This is a genomic window from Paenarthrobacter sp. CC6, assembly GCF_040560085.1.
In the GTDB taxonomy this organism is placed as follows: domain Bacteria; phylum Actinomycetota; class Actinomycetes; order Actinomycetales; family Micrococcaceae; genus Arthrobacter; species Arthrobacter nicotinovorans.
Genome location: NZ_JARDAN010000026.1, coordinates 29,055 through 45,141, shown reverse-complemented (window position 1 = coordinate 45,141; position 16,087 = coordinate 29,055). Strand labels below are relative to the sequence as shown.

At 62.7% G+C, this 16,087-nt stretch carries 19 protein-coding genes; 12 read left to right on the top strand and 7 right to left on the bottom strand.

Features of this window, described 5'->3' with window-relative positions:
* The first annotated feature begins 265 nt into the window (after positions 1–265).
* Positions 266–724 carry an iron chaperone gene (locus tag PV760_RS19735; RefSeq protein ID WP_354628497.1) on the top strand — a complete coding sequence of 153 codons (459 nt, stop codon included), beginning with the start codon at positions 266–268 and terminating at the stop codon, positions 722–724.
* Between the two features lie 27 nt (positions 725–751).
* Here PV760_RS19735 and PV760_RS19730 read toward each other — a convergent pair whose 3' ends face one another.
* Entirely contained in the window at positions 752–1,888 is a 1,137-nt protein-coding gene (locus tag PV760_RS19730; RefSeq protein WP_354628496.1) for an AI-2E family transporter, read from the bottom strand.
* 105 nt (positions 1,889–1,993) lie between these two features.
* Positions 1,994–2,182, bottom strand: a complete 189-nt coding sequence (locus PV760_RS19725) for a hypothetical protein (RefSeq protein WP_144027705.1) — start codon at positions 2,180–2,182, stop codon at positions 1,994–1,996.
* Between the two features lie 129 nt (positions 2,183–2,311).
* On the opposite strand from PV760_RS19725, the gene PV760_RS19720 reads away from it, so the two are divergent.
* From PV760_RS19720 to PV760_RS19675, 10 genes are all read left to right on the top strand, one after another.
* Positions 2,312–3,358 carry a saccharopine dehydrogenase family protein gene (locus PV760_RS19720; protein WP_354628495.1) on the top strand — a complete coding sequence of 349 codons (1,047 nt, stop codon included), beginning with the start codon at positions 2,312–2,314 and terminating at the stop codon, positions 3,356–3,358.
* Positions 3,355–3,957, top strand: a complete 603-nt coding sequence (locus PV760_RS19715) for a TetR/AcrR family transcriptional regulator (RefSeq protein ID WP_354628494.1) — start codon at positions 3,355–3,357, stop codon at positions 3,955–3,957. Before PV760_RS19720 ends, PV760_RS19715 begins: the two co-directional genes overlap by 4 nt.
* Positions 3,958–4,273: 316 nt before the next feature.
* Complete coding sequence (locus PV760_RS19710; protein WP_039239583.1) at positions 4,274–4,828, top strand: RNA polymerase sigma factor; 555 nt, start codon at positions 4,274–4,276, stop codon at positions 4,826–4,828.
* A complete protein-coding gene (locus PV760_RS19705) occupies positions 4,825–5,625 on the top strand; it encodes a hypothetical protein (RefSeq protein WP_354628493.1) in 801 nt (266 codons plus the stop codon). Before PV760_RS19710 ends, PV760_RS19705 begins: the two co-directional genes overlap by 4 nt.
* 33 nt (positions 5,626–5,658) lie before the next feature.
* Positions 5,659–6,084, top strand: coding sequence for a CoA-binding protein (locus tag PV760_RS19700; protein WP_018780017.1), 426 nt, complete (start codon positions 5,659–5,661; stop codon positions 6,082–6,084).
* A gap of 84 nt (positions 6,085–6,168) precedes the next feature.
* Positions 6,169–7,005, top strand: a complete 837-nt coding sequence (locus tag PV760_RS19695) for a polysaccharide deacetylase family protein (RefSeq protein WP_354628492.1) — start codon at positions 6,169–6,171, stop codon at positions 7,003–7,005.
* 38 nt (positions 7,006–7,043) lie between these two features.
* Positions 7,044–7,454 carry an MmcQ/YjbR family DNA-binding protein gene (locus tag PV760_RS19690; RefSeq protein WP_055977125.1) on the top strand — a complete coding sequence of 137 codons (411 nt, stop codon included), beginning with the start codon at positions 7,044–7,046 and terminating at the stop codon, positions 7,452–7,454.
* Positions 7,455–8,022: 568 nt separating this feature from the next.
* Entirely contained in the window at positions 8,023–9,432 is a 1,410-nt protein-coding gene (ngcE, locus tag PV760_RS19685; protein ID WP_018780013.1) for an N-acetylglucosamine/diacetylchitobiose ABC transporter substrate-binding protein, read from the top strand.
* Positions 9,429–10,454, top strand: a complete 1,026-nt coding sequence (locus PV760_RS19680) for a carbohydrate ABC transporter permease (RefSeq protein ID WP_354628491.1) — start codon at positions 9,429–9,431, stop codon at positions 10,452–10,454. The genes ngcE and PV760_RS19680 overlap by 4 nt, the downstream gene beginning before the upstream one ends.
* Positions 10,454–11,347, top strand: a complete 894-nt coding sequence (locus PV760_RS19675) for a carbohydrate ABC transporter permease (RefSeq protein ID WP_018780011.1) — start codon at positions 10,454–10,456, stop codon at positions 11,345–11,347. The genes PV760_RS19680 and PV760_RS19675 overlap by 1 nt, the downstream gene beginning before the upstream one ends.
* 98 nt (positions 11,348–11,445) lie before the next feature.
* Here PV760_RS19675 and PV760_RS19670 read toward each other — a convergent pair whose 3' ends face one another.
* Complete coding sequence (locus tag PV760_RS19670) at positions 11,446–12,168, bottom strand: alpha/beta fold hydrolase (protein WP_354628490.1); 723 nt, start codon at positions 12,166–12,168, stop codon at positions 11,446–11,448.
* An 87-nt stretch (positions 12,169–12,255) separates the two neighbouring features.
* A complete protein-coding gene (locus PV760_RS19665; RefSeq protein WP_354628489.1) occupies positions 12,256–13,173 on the bottom strand; it encodes an AraC-like ligand-binding domain-containing protein in 918 nt (305 codons plus the stop codon).
* 174 nt (positions 13,174–13,347) lie between these two features.
* On the opposite strand from PV760_RS19665, the gene PV760_RS19660 reads away from it, so the two are divergent.
* A complete protein-coding gene (locus PV760_RS19660; protein ID WP_079582715.1) occupies positions 13,348–13,668 on the top strand; it encodes a putative quinol monooxygenase in 321 nt (106 codons plus the stop codon).
* Between the two features lie 57 nt (positions 13,669–13,725).
* On the opposite strand, the gene PV760_RS19655 is transcribed toward PV760_RS19660, so the two are convergent.
* Genes PV760_RS19655 through PV760_RS19645 form a run of 3 tightly spaced genes read right to left on the bottom strand, consistent with a single transcriptional unit; the run spans position 13,726 to position 16,077 of the window.
* Positions 13,726–14,250: a flavin reductase family protein gene (locus PV760_RS19655; RefSeq protein WP_018780007.1), complete on the bottom strand. Its 525-nt coding sequence runs from the start codon at positions 14,248–14,250 to the stop codon at positions 13,726–13,728.
* Position 14,251: 1 nt separating this feature from the next.
* Complete coding sequence (locus tag PV760_RS19650; RefSeq protein WP_018780006.1) at positions 14,252–14,623, bottom strand: cupin domain-containing protein; 372 nt, start codon at positions 14,621–14,623, stop codon at positions 14,252–14,254.
* 2 nt (positions 14,624–14,625) lie between these two features.
* Positions 14,626–16,077, bottom strand: a complete 1,452-nt coding sequence (locus PV760_RS19645) for a 4-hydroxyphenylacetate 3-hydroxylase family protein (RefSeq protein ID WP_354628499.1) — start codon at positions 16,075–16,077, stop codon at positions 14,626–14,628.
* Positions 16,078–16,087 lie beyond the last annotated feature (10 nt).

The following is a 16,087-nucleotide window of genomic DNA, read 5'->3' as shown; positions in this document are numbered from 1 at the left end:
CACCGTGAGACCGGCCGGCCGTTTCTTCAGCCTGTGTGGCTGACAAGAAATACTTTGCCGGGCCTGGATCAAGAACCGATCCTGCAAACCCACAACACTTCCTCAGGAAACCCTCAAGAAAACCGCACCCACTGCTTGCTCGTCCCGGCTCTCAATGCCAAGCGACCAACGAAGTTTCCGATCGAGCAGTTTTGGAGAAGCCCCACGGGCCGCCGGGTCATATCGTTGATGGTGTCAAGCAAAAGACCAGGGGAGAGAGATCGCCATGACGGACAAGCAGCAAACGGCTACCAAAGAAAAGTCCTACGACGGCTTCACCGATGACGAACGCGCGGCCATGAAAGAAAGGGCGCAGGAGCTGAAGAAGGCGCCGCGCAAGAAGGCCTCCAAAGCCGACGGTGAGGCCGATGTCCTGGCCAAGATCGCCGAGATGCCCGAAGCGGACAAGGCCATGGCCGAACGCCTGCACGCCCTGGTCAAGGAACACGCGCCGGAACTGACCCCGAAAACCTGGTACGGAATGCCCGCTTATGCCCGGGACGGAAAGAACATCGTGTTCTTCCAGAGCTCCCATAAGTTCAAGGCCCGCTATGCCACGCTCGGCTTTGAGGAGAATGCAAAGCTTGACGACGGCGACATGTGGCCCACATCGTTCGCCCTCAAGGAGATCACGCCGGCTGTTGAAGCGAAGATCGTCGAACTGTTGAAGAAGGCACTCGCCTGACAGTCGGACTTCCAGCTTGGGCGGCCGCTACACCGGCTGGCTGTTGGCCGGCGGCAGGTCCGGGCTGACCGGCTCAAGGTCAGGGTCTTCCGCCGTCCACACCTGCACGATGGCCCAGGTGACCGCGGCGATGGGTACAGAGAGGACGGCGCCGATGATGCCGGCCAGGATGGTGCCCGCCGTCAGTGCCATCAGGATCACCAGGGCGTGCAACTGCAACGACTTGCCCATGACCACCGGCTGGAGAAGGTCGCCCTCAAGCTGGTTGACCGCGATCACTGCAATGACCACGATGAGTGCCACGATCGGACCGTTCGCCACGAGGGCCACCAACGCCGCCAGAATGCCGGCGACGGTAGCACCCACCAAGGGGATGAACGCGCCAATAAAGACGATGATCGCCAGGGGGATGGCCAGCGGCACTTGGAGGATCAGCAGCACGGCTCCGATGGCGACTGTATCCACCAAAGCCACAATCGCCGTCCCCCGCACGTAACCGCCCAGTACCTCCATGGTCCGTTTGCCCACGCGGCGAAGCTTGGCTTCGCGAGTGCCCTTGAAAGGCCGCAGGAAGAAGTCCCAGATCTTGGCGCCGTCCTTGAGGAAGAAGAAGAGTATGACCACCATGAGGCTCGCGCCGGCCAGGAACTCGGTCACCACGGACAAACCGGTCACGGCACCGGAGCGCACTTGGCTGCTCTGGGCGAAGTCCACTACAGCTTGCCGGGCTTGGTTGAGCTGTTCCTGATCCAGGGGGAAGGGCCCTGTGAGCAGGAAGTTTTCCAGCTCGTCCAGGCCTTCTGCCGCTTGGCTGATCAGTTCGTCCCATTGGCTGCGCACCGACAGGACGATGATGCTGACAACGCCGCCCAGGACAATCAACAGTCCCAGGAATGCGACGGCGGTGGCGAGGCCGCCACGCCAGCCACGGCGCCGGAGCATGTTGACGAACGGGCCGATGGCGGCGGCCAGGATCAGTGAGACAAGGACCGGGATCACCAGCAGCCGGATCTGCAGCAGCGCGAACACCACCACTACTGCCACGACCAGAATCAGGAGAATCTGGGCGGCACGGATAGCCGTCCGACCCAGTGAGTCCTTCCACAGGTCGGGCTTGGGTTTGTTGCGCGTGGAAAGGTGAGCCGTTTCCTCGGGTCGCGTCATGTGAACTCCTGTTCGTTCGCATCGGTCAGCCGATGGGATCAAACGTAAGCCTACTGACTATTTGCGGGGAGTGGCTCCTCCTGCGCGGAACAGGGGCCGGTGTGACTAGTAGGTGGGGTCCGGGTTGGGGGTGGGGGGAACCGGGCCGGGGTCGGGAACCGGTGATGGGCCCGGCGTCGGATTGGGGTCCGGTATGGGGCTCGGAGGAAACGGCGTCGTGGGGTCCGGTGGCGGAGGTACGGGGCCGGGGTCGGGCGGGAACGGCTCGGGCTCGTGGGCTGGGGGCAATGTCATGATCTCTCCTCTGCGTTCTGGTGATTGGTGCTCGGGGTAGATACCAGCAGCCTAGGCGCGGGCCCCTTGCTGCGCCACCACTCCGTGGGCTGTTTCAATTTTTAGGTCATATGACCTAAAATCGGATTCATGAAAGATCATCTCAAGCTCGATACCTCCGGTCCAGTGCTGATTGTCGGCGGTTACGGAACGGTCGGCGCAGCGCTCACGCAGCATGCACAGGGGGAGTGGCCGCTTCTCCTGACCGGCAGGAACCCGGACCGCGGGAGCCACCTGACCAATGACAGAGTGACTGTCCGGGCATGGGACCTCAACCAATCCGAGCCCTTCGAAGCGCGGGTCCGGGCAGTAATCAGTACAGTCAATGACCCCGATGACAGGGTGCTTCGGGCAGCTGTAAGCGCCGGGATTCCGTACGTTGACGTCACCCGTTGGACCAGCCGGGTCACCCGGGCCGTCACCCTGTCCACCCTGTTGCAGCCCACGGCGCCTGTGCTGCTCAGTTCGGGGTGGATGGGTGGCGTCACCAATACCGTGGCCGCAGCCCTGGCCCGGGAAGTGGGCGGAGCAGCCGAGGTGGACATTTCCATCAGGTATGACGTCAATGACCAGGCCGGGGCCGACTCCGTTGACTTCATGGACCGGCTGGGACTGGAGTTCGAAGCCCGCAAAGGCGGCAAGGCCGCCGTCGTACGTCCCTTGACCGACACGCGCTGGGTGGATATCGCCGGGCACCGCACCAAAGTCGCCAGGCTTGACACCCCCGAGCAGTTCACGCTGCCGCTCACCTTGGGTGCAGGTTCTGTGGCAACGAGGATCGGCTTCAGTTCCAATACATCGACGACGGCGTTGCTCGCCGCGCGCGCGGTGGGGCTGTTTCGGTGGGGCAGCGGCGAGAAATGGGCATCGCTGCGTCGTTCGCTGCTCTACTCCCCGGGATCGGGCGGGACGGCGCATATCCGGGTGGAAGTGACTGGTCCGGGCGGCACCGGGACTGCCACTATCACCGATCCCCTGGGGCAGGCCCACCTGACGGCAGCGGGTGGACTTCTTGGGCTCCACACGGTGCTCAGCGATGATGCGCGGCCCGGCGTTTCCTTTCCCGAATCGGCGCCCGAACCAGCTGCGCAGCTCGCCAAACTCGAGTCATACGGTGTGACAATATTGAGGTCATGACCGAAAGCAAGGGCGCGCTGCGCAGGGCGGCCCTTCTGGACGCGGCCGAAGAAGTGCTGGTTACCAAAGGCAACGCAAACGCTGCCATGCGGGACTTCGCAGCCGCCGCCGGGGTGCGGGTCGGGCACCTCCAGCACTACTTTCCCACCAGGGCTGACCTCATTCGCGCGGTCCTTGAGCGATCGCTGGAGCGCTCGCTTCATCGGCTCAATGACGTCGCCGACGTGGACCTCGCGCCGGAGGCTGCCGGCGGGCTTGGCATGGATGAGTCACAGCGGCTCCTGACCGCGTTGCTCCGGGAACACTCGGACATGGCCGACGTCAGGATGCACCTGGAGATCTGGGCGCTGGCCGCCTCGGATGAAGCAGCTGCCGGGGCCCTGCGGGGCTTCTATTCCCGGTACGCCGCGCACGTGCAGGGTCTGGTCCGCAGGGGAAGGCCGGAGCTCCCGGACCAGGAAGCCAACGCAGTGGCCGCCGCAATTGTGAGCTTGTTCGAGGGTGCGGCCGTCACGCGTTCTGATATTGCGGGACTTCGAACAGTGCACGGTGACCAGGCGGTCATCCGTACGGCGCAGTGGTTGATCCACGGGCAGTAGGGCCAGTCTGTCCCTGCCCCGGCTACCCCGCCCGGTCCGGCGCTGAACGGCGCCGGAAAGGCTTCCAAAAAAAGTTTGTACTCCCGCGTAACCCTTTGCCGCGCTCCGACGATTACGTCTGTGAAAGGGCCGGGTTGGAATTTGTCCCCCATCATCTTCCAGCCCGGCTCTTCCATGTCCGGGAGTTCCTGCCGGTCAAGGGTTCGTCCTTTGGCAGGCCCGGCAGAGCAGTTACTCTTGGTGGGGTCGTCCGTTGCGGGAATCGGATGATCTGGCTCCCAGCCTGGACCAACCGCCGATCGAAAGTCCGAAATCTGTGACCGACGCATTGACCGACGAAGCGCTTCACGCACTCCAAGGCAATAACGCGGAACTGTTCAGCGCCGTTTACCAGGCCTATGCGGGCCAGGTTCTTGGGTACTTGACGGCCAAAGGCGTCCCGGACCCGGAAGCAACCACGCAGGATGTTTTCCTCGCTGTCCTTCCACGCCTGGACGAGATCAATGGAGGCGTCAACGGCCTCAGGACCTTTATCTTCTCGGTAGCCCACGCCCGAATGGTGGATGAGCACAGGAAGGAAAGCCGGACACCTGACCAGCACGAGTTTGAGCCCGAGCGGGATGCGCGCGAAGCGAGCTCGGCAGAGGCTGAGGCGATGCTGCGGTTGGCCCCCTACGAGGTGATGGCGTTGCTGGAACACCTCGGCGAAGAGCAGCGGGAGGTCCTGACGCTCCGCATCGTCGCAGGCCTCACCGTGGAGCAGGTGGCCGGAATCATGGGGAAAACCGCCGGTGCAGTGAAGCAGCTGCAACGGCGGGCACTGATCACCCTCCGTGAGCATTCGGCAGTAAAGGAATACGTGTCGCCATGACATACAAGGATTTGGACCGCGGGCAGATCGTGGACGAGCTGCTGCTCGACGCCGGTCTCAGCGACGCGTCCGATGTTCGGCAGGCGCTTCTGGCCATGGGTCAGCTTGCCGACGCGGCGGCTCCTCCACCCGGCGCGGAACTCGCTGCCATGCTGGCGGGACCGCATGATGAGGTTTCCAAACGACGTTGGCGGCATAAGCACCGGACCGCAGTAGTAAGTGTTGCCGTGGTTGCGGCGATGGGACTTGGCGCCAGCGGTGTTGCAGCCGCAAGTTCAGGCTTTACGCGGAGCCCGTCGTTCGAGGGTCTGCTGGGCACTGTCGCCCCGCATCGGGCCGCTGCAGCGCCCGCCTTGCCCGCTCCCGATGCTCCCAAGGTCAGCACCGCGCCGGCTCCCTCGGCGGATCCGGCCGCGATCCCGCAGCCCTCTCCGGTGCAGCCAACGCCGGCAACGATGATCCCGATTCCCGCGCAGCAACAGGCGCCGGCAGCATCCCAAGCAGTACCCCAGACGCCGGCGGGAACCGCGCCCGCTGCCGCCTCCGCCGTCGTGCCCTCCGCGAATCCGCCAGCGCCGCAACCGGCCAAGGCTGTGCCGGGAGCGATGCCCGCTGCGCCCACCACGCCGGCGCCTTGGCTGCGGCCCGGCCCGGCGGGCCCAGGCGCCCTGCCCGGCAACGGCCTTTCCGTAGCTTCTGAAAAGGAGGCCTTGGCGCAGCTCAAAGCCGCTGAAGAAAAACTGAAGCAGTGGAAGAAGCAGCTGAAACGGCAGGATCCGGCACAGCCACGTCCGTGATTCCCCGCGTGAGGACGGCAGTAGGCTTGGACCATGATGCACGTCAACGATCCCGCCGTCGTCGAACGGTTGATGCGGACCAAAGGCACGTGGGCCATCGTCGGCCTCAGCAACAACGAGTGGCGTTCGGCCTATGACGTTTCGCTTTACGTCCGGGACAAGATGGGCATGGAGATCATCCCCGTCAACCTCAAGGGCGAGGACGTGCACGGCGAGAAGGGCTACAAAAGCCTGGGGGATATTCCCCTCGACAAGCACCCCATCGATGTTGTGGATTGCTTCGTCAATTCCGAACGTGTTGGTGCGGTCATCGACCAGGCAATCGAGGTCGGCGCCAAGGCGGTATGGCTCCAGCTGGGAGTCTTCGACGACGACGCCACGCAACGCGCAATGGACGCAGGCCTCGACGTCGTGGTGAATTCATGTCCGGCGCGTGAAGGCTGGCATTACGGCTTGTGATTCCTGCGCTGGTTCTTCTGCTAGATTGCTGCTGACTCATCTCTTCAGCCCCGGGGGACGGCCATGTCCGGCGACCATTTTGCAATGCCATTTTCCATTCCCAGCAGACGGGCCGCCTTGGGTATCTTCGGCGCCTCCATGGTGGCCGGTCTAACCGCCTGCACTGCCGCTGAAGGGGCGGAAAGTTCGACGCCGGCGCCTGCGCCGACTGACACGGCAACGCCAGCGGCCTCCCCTTCGGCGACGGCGACGCCCACCCCCACGTCGACCCCCGCAGCAACGAAGCGGATCCGCCGCTCCTTCATTCCGGACTTCCAACTGCCGCCGGCCGTGGGCGGCCTCGCTCCGGTCATCACCAAAATCCCCACACAGCACCCGGTCGTTTTTCTGACCATCGACGACGGCAACATCAAAACCCCGGAATCGGTCAGGCTCATGGCCGAATACGACTACCCGGCGTCGCTGTTCCTCACCAAGGACACCATCGCTGACAATCCGGCGTTCTTCAACGCCTTCAAAGCCCAAGGCAGCCTGGTGGAAAACCACACGGTCACCCATAACATCAACATGGTGCGCCAATGGGGATATCAGCAGCAGCTCAATGACATGGTGGGAATGCAGGAGTACGCCCTCCAGCACTATGGCCGCCGGCCAACACTTTTCCGTCCGCCGGGAGGCGCATATTCCAACGTGATGCGCCAGGCCGTTGCCGATGCCGGCATGAAAGCCATCATTACTTGGGAAGCCAAAGCCAACGCGGGAAAAATGGACTACCAAGTGGGCAACGCGTTGCGACCGGGTGACATTGTGCTGATGCATTTCCGGGCAGAGTTCGCCGCTGACCTGGCTGCTTTCCGGGCTGCGCAGCTTGCAGCGGGGCTGGAAGTGGTGCTGCTTGAGGACTTCCTGGGCGTGGCGTAGCCGTACCTGCAGCGGTGGCGCTCCAGTAGGCTCGCTCCATGGATGTTTCCCAGCTCCGTGAGATATGCCTTGGCTTCCCGGGCGCCTTTGAGGACTTCCCGTTCGGGCCCGGGACATCGGTCTTCAAGGTCCGTGCCGCCGTCGCCGGTGGTGCCCGGCACGAGGCCAAGATGTTCGCGCTGTCCTCCATGGATCCGGACGACTGGTCCGTGAGCCTGAAGTGCGAGCCTGCGCTGGCCGAACAACTCAGGGCGGCCAATCCGGAAATCACCGGTGCCTGGCACATGAACAAGACCCACTGGAACGGTGTCCGACTGGATGGTGCCCTTCCGGACGGAATGGTCCGGGACATGGTGGAGGACTCCTACGACCTCGTGGTGGCCACGCTGAGCCGCAAGCAGCAGGAGCAACTCGGCTGGGCCCGGCTGGCGCGCCCGCAAGGCGGCTGATGCACCCCTCCCCATGGCGCTGACATCGGACTAGATTGATAGTGCATACCAGGCGACATCAGCCACCGGGCTGGTCAGGAGCGGTTTGATGGTGGATACGAAAGCACAGGCGCAGCTGTGGAACGTCCCACCGATCGCGCTGAGCCGGTGAAGCGATGCGCAAGGCCGACAGATATGCCCCTGCTTCCCTGGATGAGCGAACCACGCGGCGGATGATTGCTTCGCGCACTCGCTCCGGAGTGTTTCCGGACGGTAAAAACCGCCTCACTGACCACGCGACGGAGTCCGGGATGGTCGAAAATTGGGCGGAACCAAAGGGAACTGAACATCCCGACGGGGTGTATCGCCGGTCCCGGACGGAATGCGGAAAGGCTCTCGCGGAGGGACCGTGAAAAGATCACGCTTTGACAAATGTTGATCGAAACTGCGGAGAAATATTGATTTTCGATCATTCGTGGTGAAGTATGTCACACGAAGGTTGGTGCTGCCAGAGCGTCAGCCCAGACTGTCCGACTGGACGGCCCTAGCCGCCGGAGTCGGCCTTACGAGTCACTAGAGGGGTATTGAAATGACCATTCAGCACCAGTCCGTCGGTCGCCGTGGATTCCTGCGCGGGGCACTCGCAGCAGCCGTACTCGTGCCCATGGGGGGAACCATCGCATCCTGTGCTGCCGGGGGAGGCGGCACCACCACCGGCCCCACGGGCACTGTCTCCGACACCAACCCGTTCGGCATGGCTGACAAGGCCACCCTCGACGCCGTGATCTTCAAGGGCGGCTACGGTATCGACTACGTAGATTTCGCCGGCAAGATCTTTGAAAAGACGCACGAGGGTTCCACCGCAAAGATCGCCCCGTCCACGGACATCGCCCAGGAACTCCAGCCCCGTTTCGTCGGTGGCAACCCGCCGGACCTGATCGACAACTCCGGCGCCAAGGCAATCGGCTTCAGCACCATCCTGGCCCAGCTCGAGGACCTCACCCCCGTGGTGGAGGCCAAGAACCTCGAAGGCAAGGTCATCAAGGACACCCTGTACACAGGAGTGCTGGCTCCGGGCACTTTCGACGGCAAGCTTGCCGCGCTGAACTACGTACTGACCGTCTACGCCGTCTGGTACTCGGATTCCCTGCTCAAGGAAAACGGCTGGACCGTTCCCAAGACCTGGGATGAAATGTATGCGCTCGGCGAGCAGGCAAAAGCCAAGGGCAAGTACTTGTTCGTGTGGGGCAAGGAAGCCGCCACCTACTACCAGGAACTCGCCATCGCGTCCGCCATCAAGGAAGGCGGGGACGAAGTCCGCCTCGCGCTGGAAAACCTCAAGGAAGGTTGCTGGTCGCACCCGGCCATCCAGTCCGTCTTCACCGCACTGGACAAGATCGTGAAGGCCGGCTTCTTCAAGCCGGGCGGCTCGGGCACGCAGTTCACGGCCGCCCAGGCACAGTGGAGCAACGCCCAGGAGGCTGTGTTCTACCCGTCGGGTTCGTGGATCGAGAACGAAATGAAGGACCAGACGAAGGCCGGCTTCAACATGATGGGCGCCCCGGCGCCCTCGGTCAGCGCCAGCCCCAAGATGCCTTACACCGCCCTCCACAGCGCAGCCGGCGAACCGTACATCGTCCCGTCTCAAGGCAAGAACGCGGCAGGCGGCAAGGAAATGCTCCGCATCATGCTGTCCAAGGAAGCTGCAACCAACTTCGCCAAGACCAAGTTGGCTCCAACGATCGTCAAGGACACCGTTCCGGCAGACGGCTTCGGATCCACCGCGCTGGTCTCGCAAACCAAGATGCTGGGCGATGCCGGCGACGACGTCTACTCCTGGAACTTCATCGACCTTTACGGAACCAACAAGGACCAGCTCGTTGTCTGGAACACCTTCCTGGACGGCAAGTCGGACGTCGCAACCCTGACCTCCGCACTGCAGAACATCACCGACAAGGTCCGTAACGACAGCTCGGTCAAGAAGATCGAAGTGAAGTGACCGTAGTGAAAACACAGCAGAGCCGGAACGACGACGGCCTGGCCGCCGTCGTTCCGGCCGCAGCTCCACAGCAATTGGTCAAGCGGCGGCGCAAGCCGCTGACCTGGGACAAAGTCAGCTTCTTCGCGGTATTCCTCGGACTTCCGCTGGCGATCTACCTGTTGTTCGTGATCTGGCCGTTCATCCAGGCATTCGGCTACTCGCTGACGGACTGGTCCGGCTTCTCGCCCACGCAGAACTTCATCGGCCTGGAGAACTACACCAAGATCTTCACGGACGATATCTTCATGAAAGCCATGGGGAACAACATCCTCCTGGTTATTTTCCTGCCGATCATCACCATCATCCTGAGCCTGGTGCTGGCTTCCCTGGTGACCGTTGGCGGAAGCAGCAAGGGGCAGATCAAGGGCCTCCGGAATTCCAGCTTCTACCGGGTTGTGTCATTCTTCCCGTACACGATTCCCGCGATTGCCATCGGCATCATGTGGGGGCAGATCTACGATCCTTCAGGTGGTCTGCTGAACGGCATCCTTACCGGGATGGGCCTGGACCAGTTCAAGGACTTCGCCTGGCTGGGCAACAAGGACACTGCCATGATTGCCACGATGTTCGTGATCGTGTGGGGCTTCGTTGGCTTCTACATGGTCCTGTTCGTTGCAGGCATCAAGGGCATTCCCGCTGAACTCTTCGAAGCGGCAAGGATCGACGGCGCGGGCCGCTTCCGCACCGCTGTGTCCATCACCATTCCGCTGATCCGGGACAACATCCAAACCGCCTACATCTACATGGGCATTTTGGCATTGGACGCGTTTGTCTACATGGCCGCACTGAACTCCGGCGGTGGTCCGGACAACTCCACACTGGTCATGGCGCAGCAGTTGTTCTTCACAGCCTTCAGCAAGGGGCAGTTCGGTCTCGCCAGCGCCATGGGTGTCGTGCTGGCCATTGCGACGCTGATCTTCTCCGGATTGGTCTTCTTGGTCAACCGGCTCACCGGCGGCGATAAGGATGTGAGCCTGTAATGACGACAAAAGTTTCAACTCCGGAAATGAAGTCCCTGCACTTCCAGCCGCGGACCCCGGCAACATCCACGTCCGACAAAGTGGTGGGAGCGGTCTCGCACACTGCCCTGACCATTTGGACGCTCATTGTCATCCTGCCGTTGCTGTGGACGGTCATGTCGTCCTTCAAGACGTCCAGCGAGATCTTTGCTTCGCCGTTCGCCTTGCCGTCCCAGTGGAACCTGGATAACTACACCAAGGCGTGGAGTGAAGCAGGCATCGGAGCTGCATTCCTGAACTCCGTGCTGGTGGTCGCTGTGGCCCTGGTGATCGTCATGGTCCTTGGCGCCATGTGTGCCTACGTGCTTGCCCGCTACACCTTCCCGGGCAGCAGGGCCATTTACTACCTGATGCTCGCCGGCCTGACTTTCCCGATCTTCCTGGCCATGGTTCCGTTGTTCTTCGTCCTGAAGAACATGGGACTGCTGAACACACTGCCCGGGTTGATTCTGGTCTACGTCGGCTTCGCGCTGCCGTTCACGGTGTTCTTCCTCTTCTCCTTCTTCAAGTCGTTGCCGCACGAAATCACAGAGGCAGCAGCCCTTGACGGTGCGGGGGAGTGGCGGACGTTCTTCCAGGTCATGTTGCCGATGGCCAAGCCGGGCCTCGCCTCGGTGGCCATCTTCAACTTCCTGGGCCTGTGGAACCAGTTCCTGATCCCGGTGTCCATCAACGCCGCCGGCCCACGCGTGCTGTCGCAGGAACTGGCGGCCTTCGCCGGCCAGATGGGCTACGCGGTGGACTTCGGGGCATTGTTCGCCGCCGTTACCGTGACCGTGGTTCCGGTGCTGATCGTGTACATCATCTTCCAGCGCCAGTTGCAGGGCTCCGTTTCACAGGGCACCTCAAAGTAGTACAACCGCGCTAAAAACAGCGTTCGACGGCGGTCCGCACCCCAGGTGCGGGCCGCCGTCGGGCGTTAAGGGCAGCGGGGGAGGGGTCGCGGTCCGGTTCAGTCCCTGCCGGCCTCAATGAACTTAAGGGCGGTGTACCCGGGGTTTGTCAGGAGGACCTCGTGGCTGCCTTCCATACTGACCAGCCGGAAGACGCCCAACCTGTTTGATAGCCGGGGGTGCCGTCCCCATTCCCCCTGGGTGATGTCGTTGTCGTCCAAAGGCGCGATGTAGCTGAACGCCTGGGGAACGCGCTCCCAACCTGTCATGTCTGCCGGGTCGGTGAATGCGCCGAAGGGCTGGGGGCGCAGTACATCGTAGATTTCCTGGGCATGTTCGGCGCTTCCATCGTTGAAGAATCCGTCCCTCCACACGAAGAACGGCAGGACCACCGAGCCGTCAGCGCGTTCGTCGGCGCTTGCCTGCAGGGCGGCCCGGAGGTGCGGCGGTACCTCGTCCACCAGCGCTTTGCCGTGCTCCGGCACGAACGCTGCAAAGTAGACGAGTCGTCGGATCCGTTCGGGCATTTCAATGGCGACCCTGGAGATCAGATAACCGCCCCAGCTGTGGCCCACCAGCACAAAGTCGCTGAGGTTGTGCTCCCTGATGTATTCGATGATCGGCTCGGCCGCACCGTTCAGGTTGACGTATTTGCTGTCGTTCGGCCCCAGTCCACCCGCAGTGGGGGTATGAACTTCGTGCCCTGCCGCCTCAAGGTGGGTGCGAACGGGGTCCCACATTTCGCCGTAGTGCCAAGCGCCGTGTACAAGGACAAACTTCATGGTTCTCTCCGAATCCGGGATCAATTGCTTGTCATCGAAGTATGTTGAACGGCGGACGGGGCCGCTATCGGAAAGACGACGGCGGTCCTATCGGATTCGCGCAGCCTTCAGGACAACGGAGGGCGTCGTGCCGTAGCGGGACTTGAACTGGGTTGAGAACTCACCCAAATGGAAGAAGCCGCACTGCAACGCGACCTCGGTGACGCTGGTCCCGTCCGGATCTGATTCCCGCAGAATCCGGTGGGCGGTTTCGAGCCGTTTCATTTTCAGCCATTGGCCGGGCGTCGTGTCCAGCTCGCGGCGAAAGCTTGCCTGCAGGCTGCGGATGCTGATGCCGCAGCAACGTGCGACGCTGCTGAGGCTTACTGGTTCGCCAATACGCTCCAGCATGTACTCGGTTGCCCGGCGGACACGCAAAGACGCAATCCCGCCCGGGCTCCGTGGCTGGAAGGGGGTGGCAACGTCTCCGCTGGGGATGAGGAGGGACTCGATGATGAGCTCTTCAAGGTGAAGGCTTACCCGATGCTGCCAGCTGGAGTCTTTCACCGTCGATATGCTCATGCTGCTTTCGATCAAGCTGCAAAGCAGGGCCGGCGGCAGCCCCAGGGACAAGGGGAGCTCGACTCTTCGGCCTGGCCCAGTGGTCATTGCCTGGCCGGCCACGGTCTCGACGCGATGACGATCCAGCCTCAAAACCACTTGGTCGTAGTCGGCGTCGAGGTCGAATTGAAAGAGGTCATACGGGCCGACAACCACTGCGTTGTCAGGCGTTGCGACGGCGGTCTCCGAGCCGTAGCGAAAAAGTGCGCGGCCGCGGACGGGCATGCTCACCAGGAAGCTGTTCTCGTCGGGCTCCGCCGGCGACACCGTGACTGCAGCGCCGTAGTGCAGCCGGTTGATCGAAAGCGAACCAATCTGCTGATGGTCGAGCCGCGCCGCAAGCCGGGATGTCCTGCCGTTAAGGCGCAACGTGTGGGGGCGCAGTGTCCGCGTACATGCCTCCACCACCTGGTCCTAATCGTGCGCCGGGTCCAATATCCTCCGGGCTGTGGAGCTGAGGGTGGCAGCAATGCGTGAAAGCGTCATTGGGATCTCCACGGCGGAGGGAAGTACAGGAATTCTGACAGTATGGACAGTAAACATGGACGGTAAACCGCAACGCAACGAAAGGCAGCAACCGTGATCTTCATCGTGGTCAAGTTCAACGTCAAGCCGGACTGGTCCGATCGCTGGCTGGATCTCGTCGGTGACTTCACCGATGCTACCCGCGCGGAACCCGGGAACCTGTGGTTCGATTGGTCCCGCAGCGTGGAGAACCCGAACGAATTCGTCCTCGTGGAAGCCTTCCAGGACGATGCCGCCGAGGCGCACGTGAACAGCGAACACTTCAAGAAGGCCATGTCGGACATGCCGCAGGCACTCGCCGAAACGCCGCACATCATCAGCCGCCAGATCGAGGGCAGTGGCTGGGACCGCATGGGTGAGCTGACCATCGCCTAGCCGGAGGGTAGAGGTGGTGCCCGGCTCGAACGAGCCGGGCACCACCTGTTTAACTCCTCAGAACATCCACGGAATCTCCGCGTGGCCGAAGTCGGAGAAGGATCCGAACCGTCCGGCCTTGAACGCGAGCACCTCGCCGTCCCGGTCCCGGCACGTGGTGACCTGGCCGAAGAAGACCTGGTGATCGCCGACGTCGTACTTCTGCACAACGGTGCAATCCGCCTGGGCGAGGGCGCCCTTGATCACGGGCAGGCCGCTTTCGGTGACGTCAAAGTCTCCGTCGCCGAAGCGGTCACCGCCGCGCACCGCGAACCGCCGCGCGATCGACTCCTGCTTGGACCCCAGGATGGACACCGCGAACTTGCCGCTCTCCATCAGGGCCTCACCGGTGCGGGTACCGAAGTTCAGCGAGATCATCAGGATGGGCGGCTCCAGGCTGATGGATGTCAGCGAACTGATGGTCATCCCGTATTGCTCATCCTCGTGTTGGGTGGTGACCACGGCAACGCCCGTCAGGAACCGGCCCATGGCCCGGCGCATCCCCATGGCATCGGGAACAGTGAAAAGCGGTGCGAGGCTCATGTCAGTTGCTCCGCTCAGCTGGTGCTGGATCCGTGTAGTAGCGGACTTCGAACATCTTGGCACCGTTCTCGGAAACCCACGGGCCGTGTTCCATGCCGGGCGGACGGGTAGCCCAGTCGCCGGCTTTGAAGGTCCTGCCCAGGCGCTGGTCAACGAACGAGCCTTCGAAAATGAACACTTCTTCCCAGAAATCGTGGGTGAGGACGCCGTTGGGGGAGGTGTCCGTTCCAGGTTCGAACTTCAGGATTCGGGTGACTGAGTCGTTGTCCGAGTCCCGGGCCAGGATGGCCTCGGACAAACCCTCAATGTGCGGGTTGCAGGGTGCAAAGTCCACCGAGTCCGTGGGCGTGAACTCGAATTCGGGCTTGGCCATGATCAGATCTCCTCCGACTCGGTGGTGCCGGCAATGCTGTAGGAACCAAGGAAGGTGTCCAGCTCGGCGACCAGTGCGTCGTAGCCGTAGTTCCGGTAGGTGTACGCACCCCGGACTACAAACGGGGCGCCGGCGTAGAACATTTCGTACTGCTGGTGGCGGCCCGCGAACTCCGAACCGATGATGTCCCAGGCGAGCTTGAACAGCTTGACGCGTTCCTCGCTGGTGACGCCGGGGGACTGGACATAGCGTTCCATATCCGGCCGCGTCACGCTGCTGGTCATGTCGGCGACGCTGGAGGGCAGCTGCAGCACGCCGCCGCCCACGAGGTCGCGAAGGATGGAGATCACTCGAGGGTACGTCTCGGACTGCAGGCCCATGGCCCCGTACAGTGCGCTCTTCCCGGGAACCCGCATGCCGGCGTCGTCCGTTGTTGCGGTGTACTCGGCGGCGAGCACGGCCGATTCGACGGACTGGACGATTGCGGCGAGTTCTCCGAGCTTCTCCTGCACGCCGGGGATCTTGTCCGTGCCATTCACCTGGGTGACCTTGCGGGCGACGGAGGCGATGAACTTGAGCTTGGTGGAGAACCGGATCTGGGCCTGCCAGTTGCCCAGAGCGTGGGCGCCGGTCTCGAAGAACTGGCGGCGCAGCGTGTCGATGTTCCGGTTGATGAATACCCGGTCCCAGGGGATGAGCACGTCGTCGAAGACCACCAAGGCGTCCGGCTCGTCGTAGTGGCTGGTGAGCGGGTAGTCGAAGTCGCTGGTGGCGGCAGGCGCGAACGGGCGGCGGCAGTACAGCTTCAGGCCGTCGGTGGCCACCGGGATGGCGAAGCTGACGGCGAAGTCGACGTCGTCCGGTCCCAGCGGTTTGATGCAGGTGACGAAAACTTCGTCGGCGATCGCAGCGCCAGTGGCGAGCATTTGCGAACCCCGGACAATGATGCCCTCTTCGGTTTCGCGCACGACGCCGACCTGCAGGTATTCGCCTTCCCACCCTGACGCTGTGGTGGCGCGGGAGACCTGCGGCGGGATGATCGCGTAGGAGAGGTACAGGTTCTCGGACAGGATCTTCTTGTAGTACCGCTCCACGTTGCCTGCGAAGTCGCGTTCGTCGTTCTTGAAGACCTCCGGATGGGAACCGAACGCGGCAAAGAACGTGCCGACGTGGTCAGGGCTGCGGCCCACCCAGCCGTGCGTGTGCTTGGCCCACTTTTCGATGGCCTGCCGGCGCAGCACCAGCTCTTCCTGGGTCCGGGGAGCTGCGAACGTGCGGTTTGCCGGCCCGCCGATTTCCTCCGAATGGAACTGCATTCCATTGGCGGGATCAGCCGCGATGTCGAACAGCTCGGACATGGTCCGGGCAACCTTCGCGAAGGCCGGGTGTTCCAGGACGTTGCCGACAACCTCGCCGTCGAGGATAACCGTCCTGCCGTCATTAAGGGACTTCAGTTACTCTTTT

Excerpts from the sequence above, each read along its gene's own strand:
- PV760_RS19735 (WP_354628497.1), top strand. The coding sequence starts at position 266 with ATGACGGACAAGCAGCAAACGGCTACCAAAGAAAAGTCCTACGACGGC.
- PV760_RS19730 (WP_354628496.1), bottom strand. The coding sequence starts at position 1,888 with ATGACGCGACCCGAGGAAACGGCTCACCTTTCCACGCGCAACAAACCC.
- PV760_RS19725 (WP_144027705.1), bottom strand. The coding sequence starts at position 2,182 with ATGACATTGCCCCCAGCCCACGAGCCCGAGCCGTTCCCGCCCGACCCC.
- PV760_RS19720 (WP_354628495.1), top strand. The coding sequence starts at position 2,312 with ATGAAAGATCATCTCAAGCTCGATACCTCCGGTCCAGTGCTGATTGTC.
- PV760_RS19715 (WP_354628494.1), top strand. The coding sequence starts at position 3,355 with ATGACCGAAAGCAAGGGCGCGCTGCGCAGGGCGGCCCTTCTGGACGCG.
- PV760_RS19705 (WP_354628493.1), top strand. The coding sequence starts at position 4,825 with ATGACATACAAGGATTTGGACCGCGGGCAGATCGTGGACGAGCTGCTG.
- PV760_RS19700 (WP_018780017.1), top strand. The coding sequence starts at position 5,659 with ATGATGCACGTCAACGATCCCGCCGTCGTCGAACGGTTGATGCGGACC.
- PV760_RS19695 (WP_354628492.1), top strand. The coding sequence starts at position 6,169 with ATGCCATTTTCCATTCCCAGCAGACGGGCCGCCTTGGGTATCTTCGGC.
- PV760_RS19690 (WP_055977125.1), top strand. The coding sequence starts at position 7,044 with ATGGATGTTTCCCAGCTCCGTGAGATATGCCTTGGCTTCCCGGGCGCC.
- ngcE (WP_018780013.1), top strand. The coding sequence starts at position 8,023 with ATGACCATTCAGCACCAGTCCGTCGGTCGCCGTGGATTCCTGCGCGGG.
- PV760_RS19675 (WP_018780011.1), top strand. The coding sequence starts at position 10,454 with ATGACGACAAAAGTTTCAACTCCGGAAATGAAGTCCCTGCACTTCCAG.
- PV760_RS19670 (WP_354628490.1), bottom strand. The coding sequence starts at position 12,168 with ATGAAGTTTGTCCTTGTACACGGCGCTTGGCACTACGGCGAAATGTGG.
- PV760_RS19655 (WP_018780007.1), bottom strand. The coding sequence starts at position 14,250 with ATGAGCCTCGCACCGCTTTTCACTGTTCCCGATGCCATGGGGATGCGC.
- PV760_RS19650 (WP_018780006.1), bottom strand. The coding sequence starts at position 14,623 with ATGGCCAAGCCCGAATTCGAGTTCACGCCCACGGACTCGGTGGACTTT.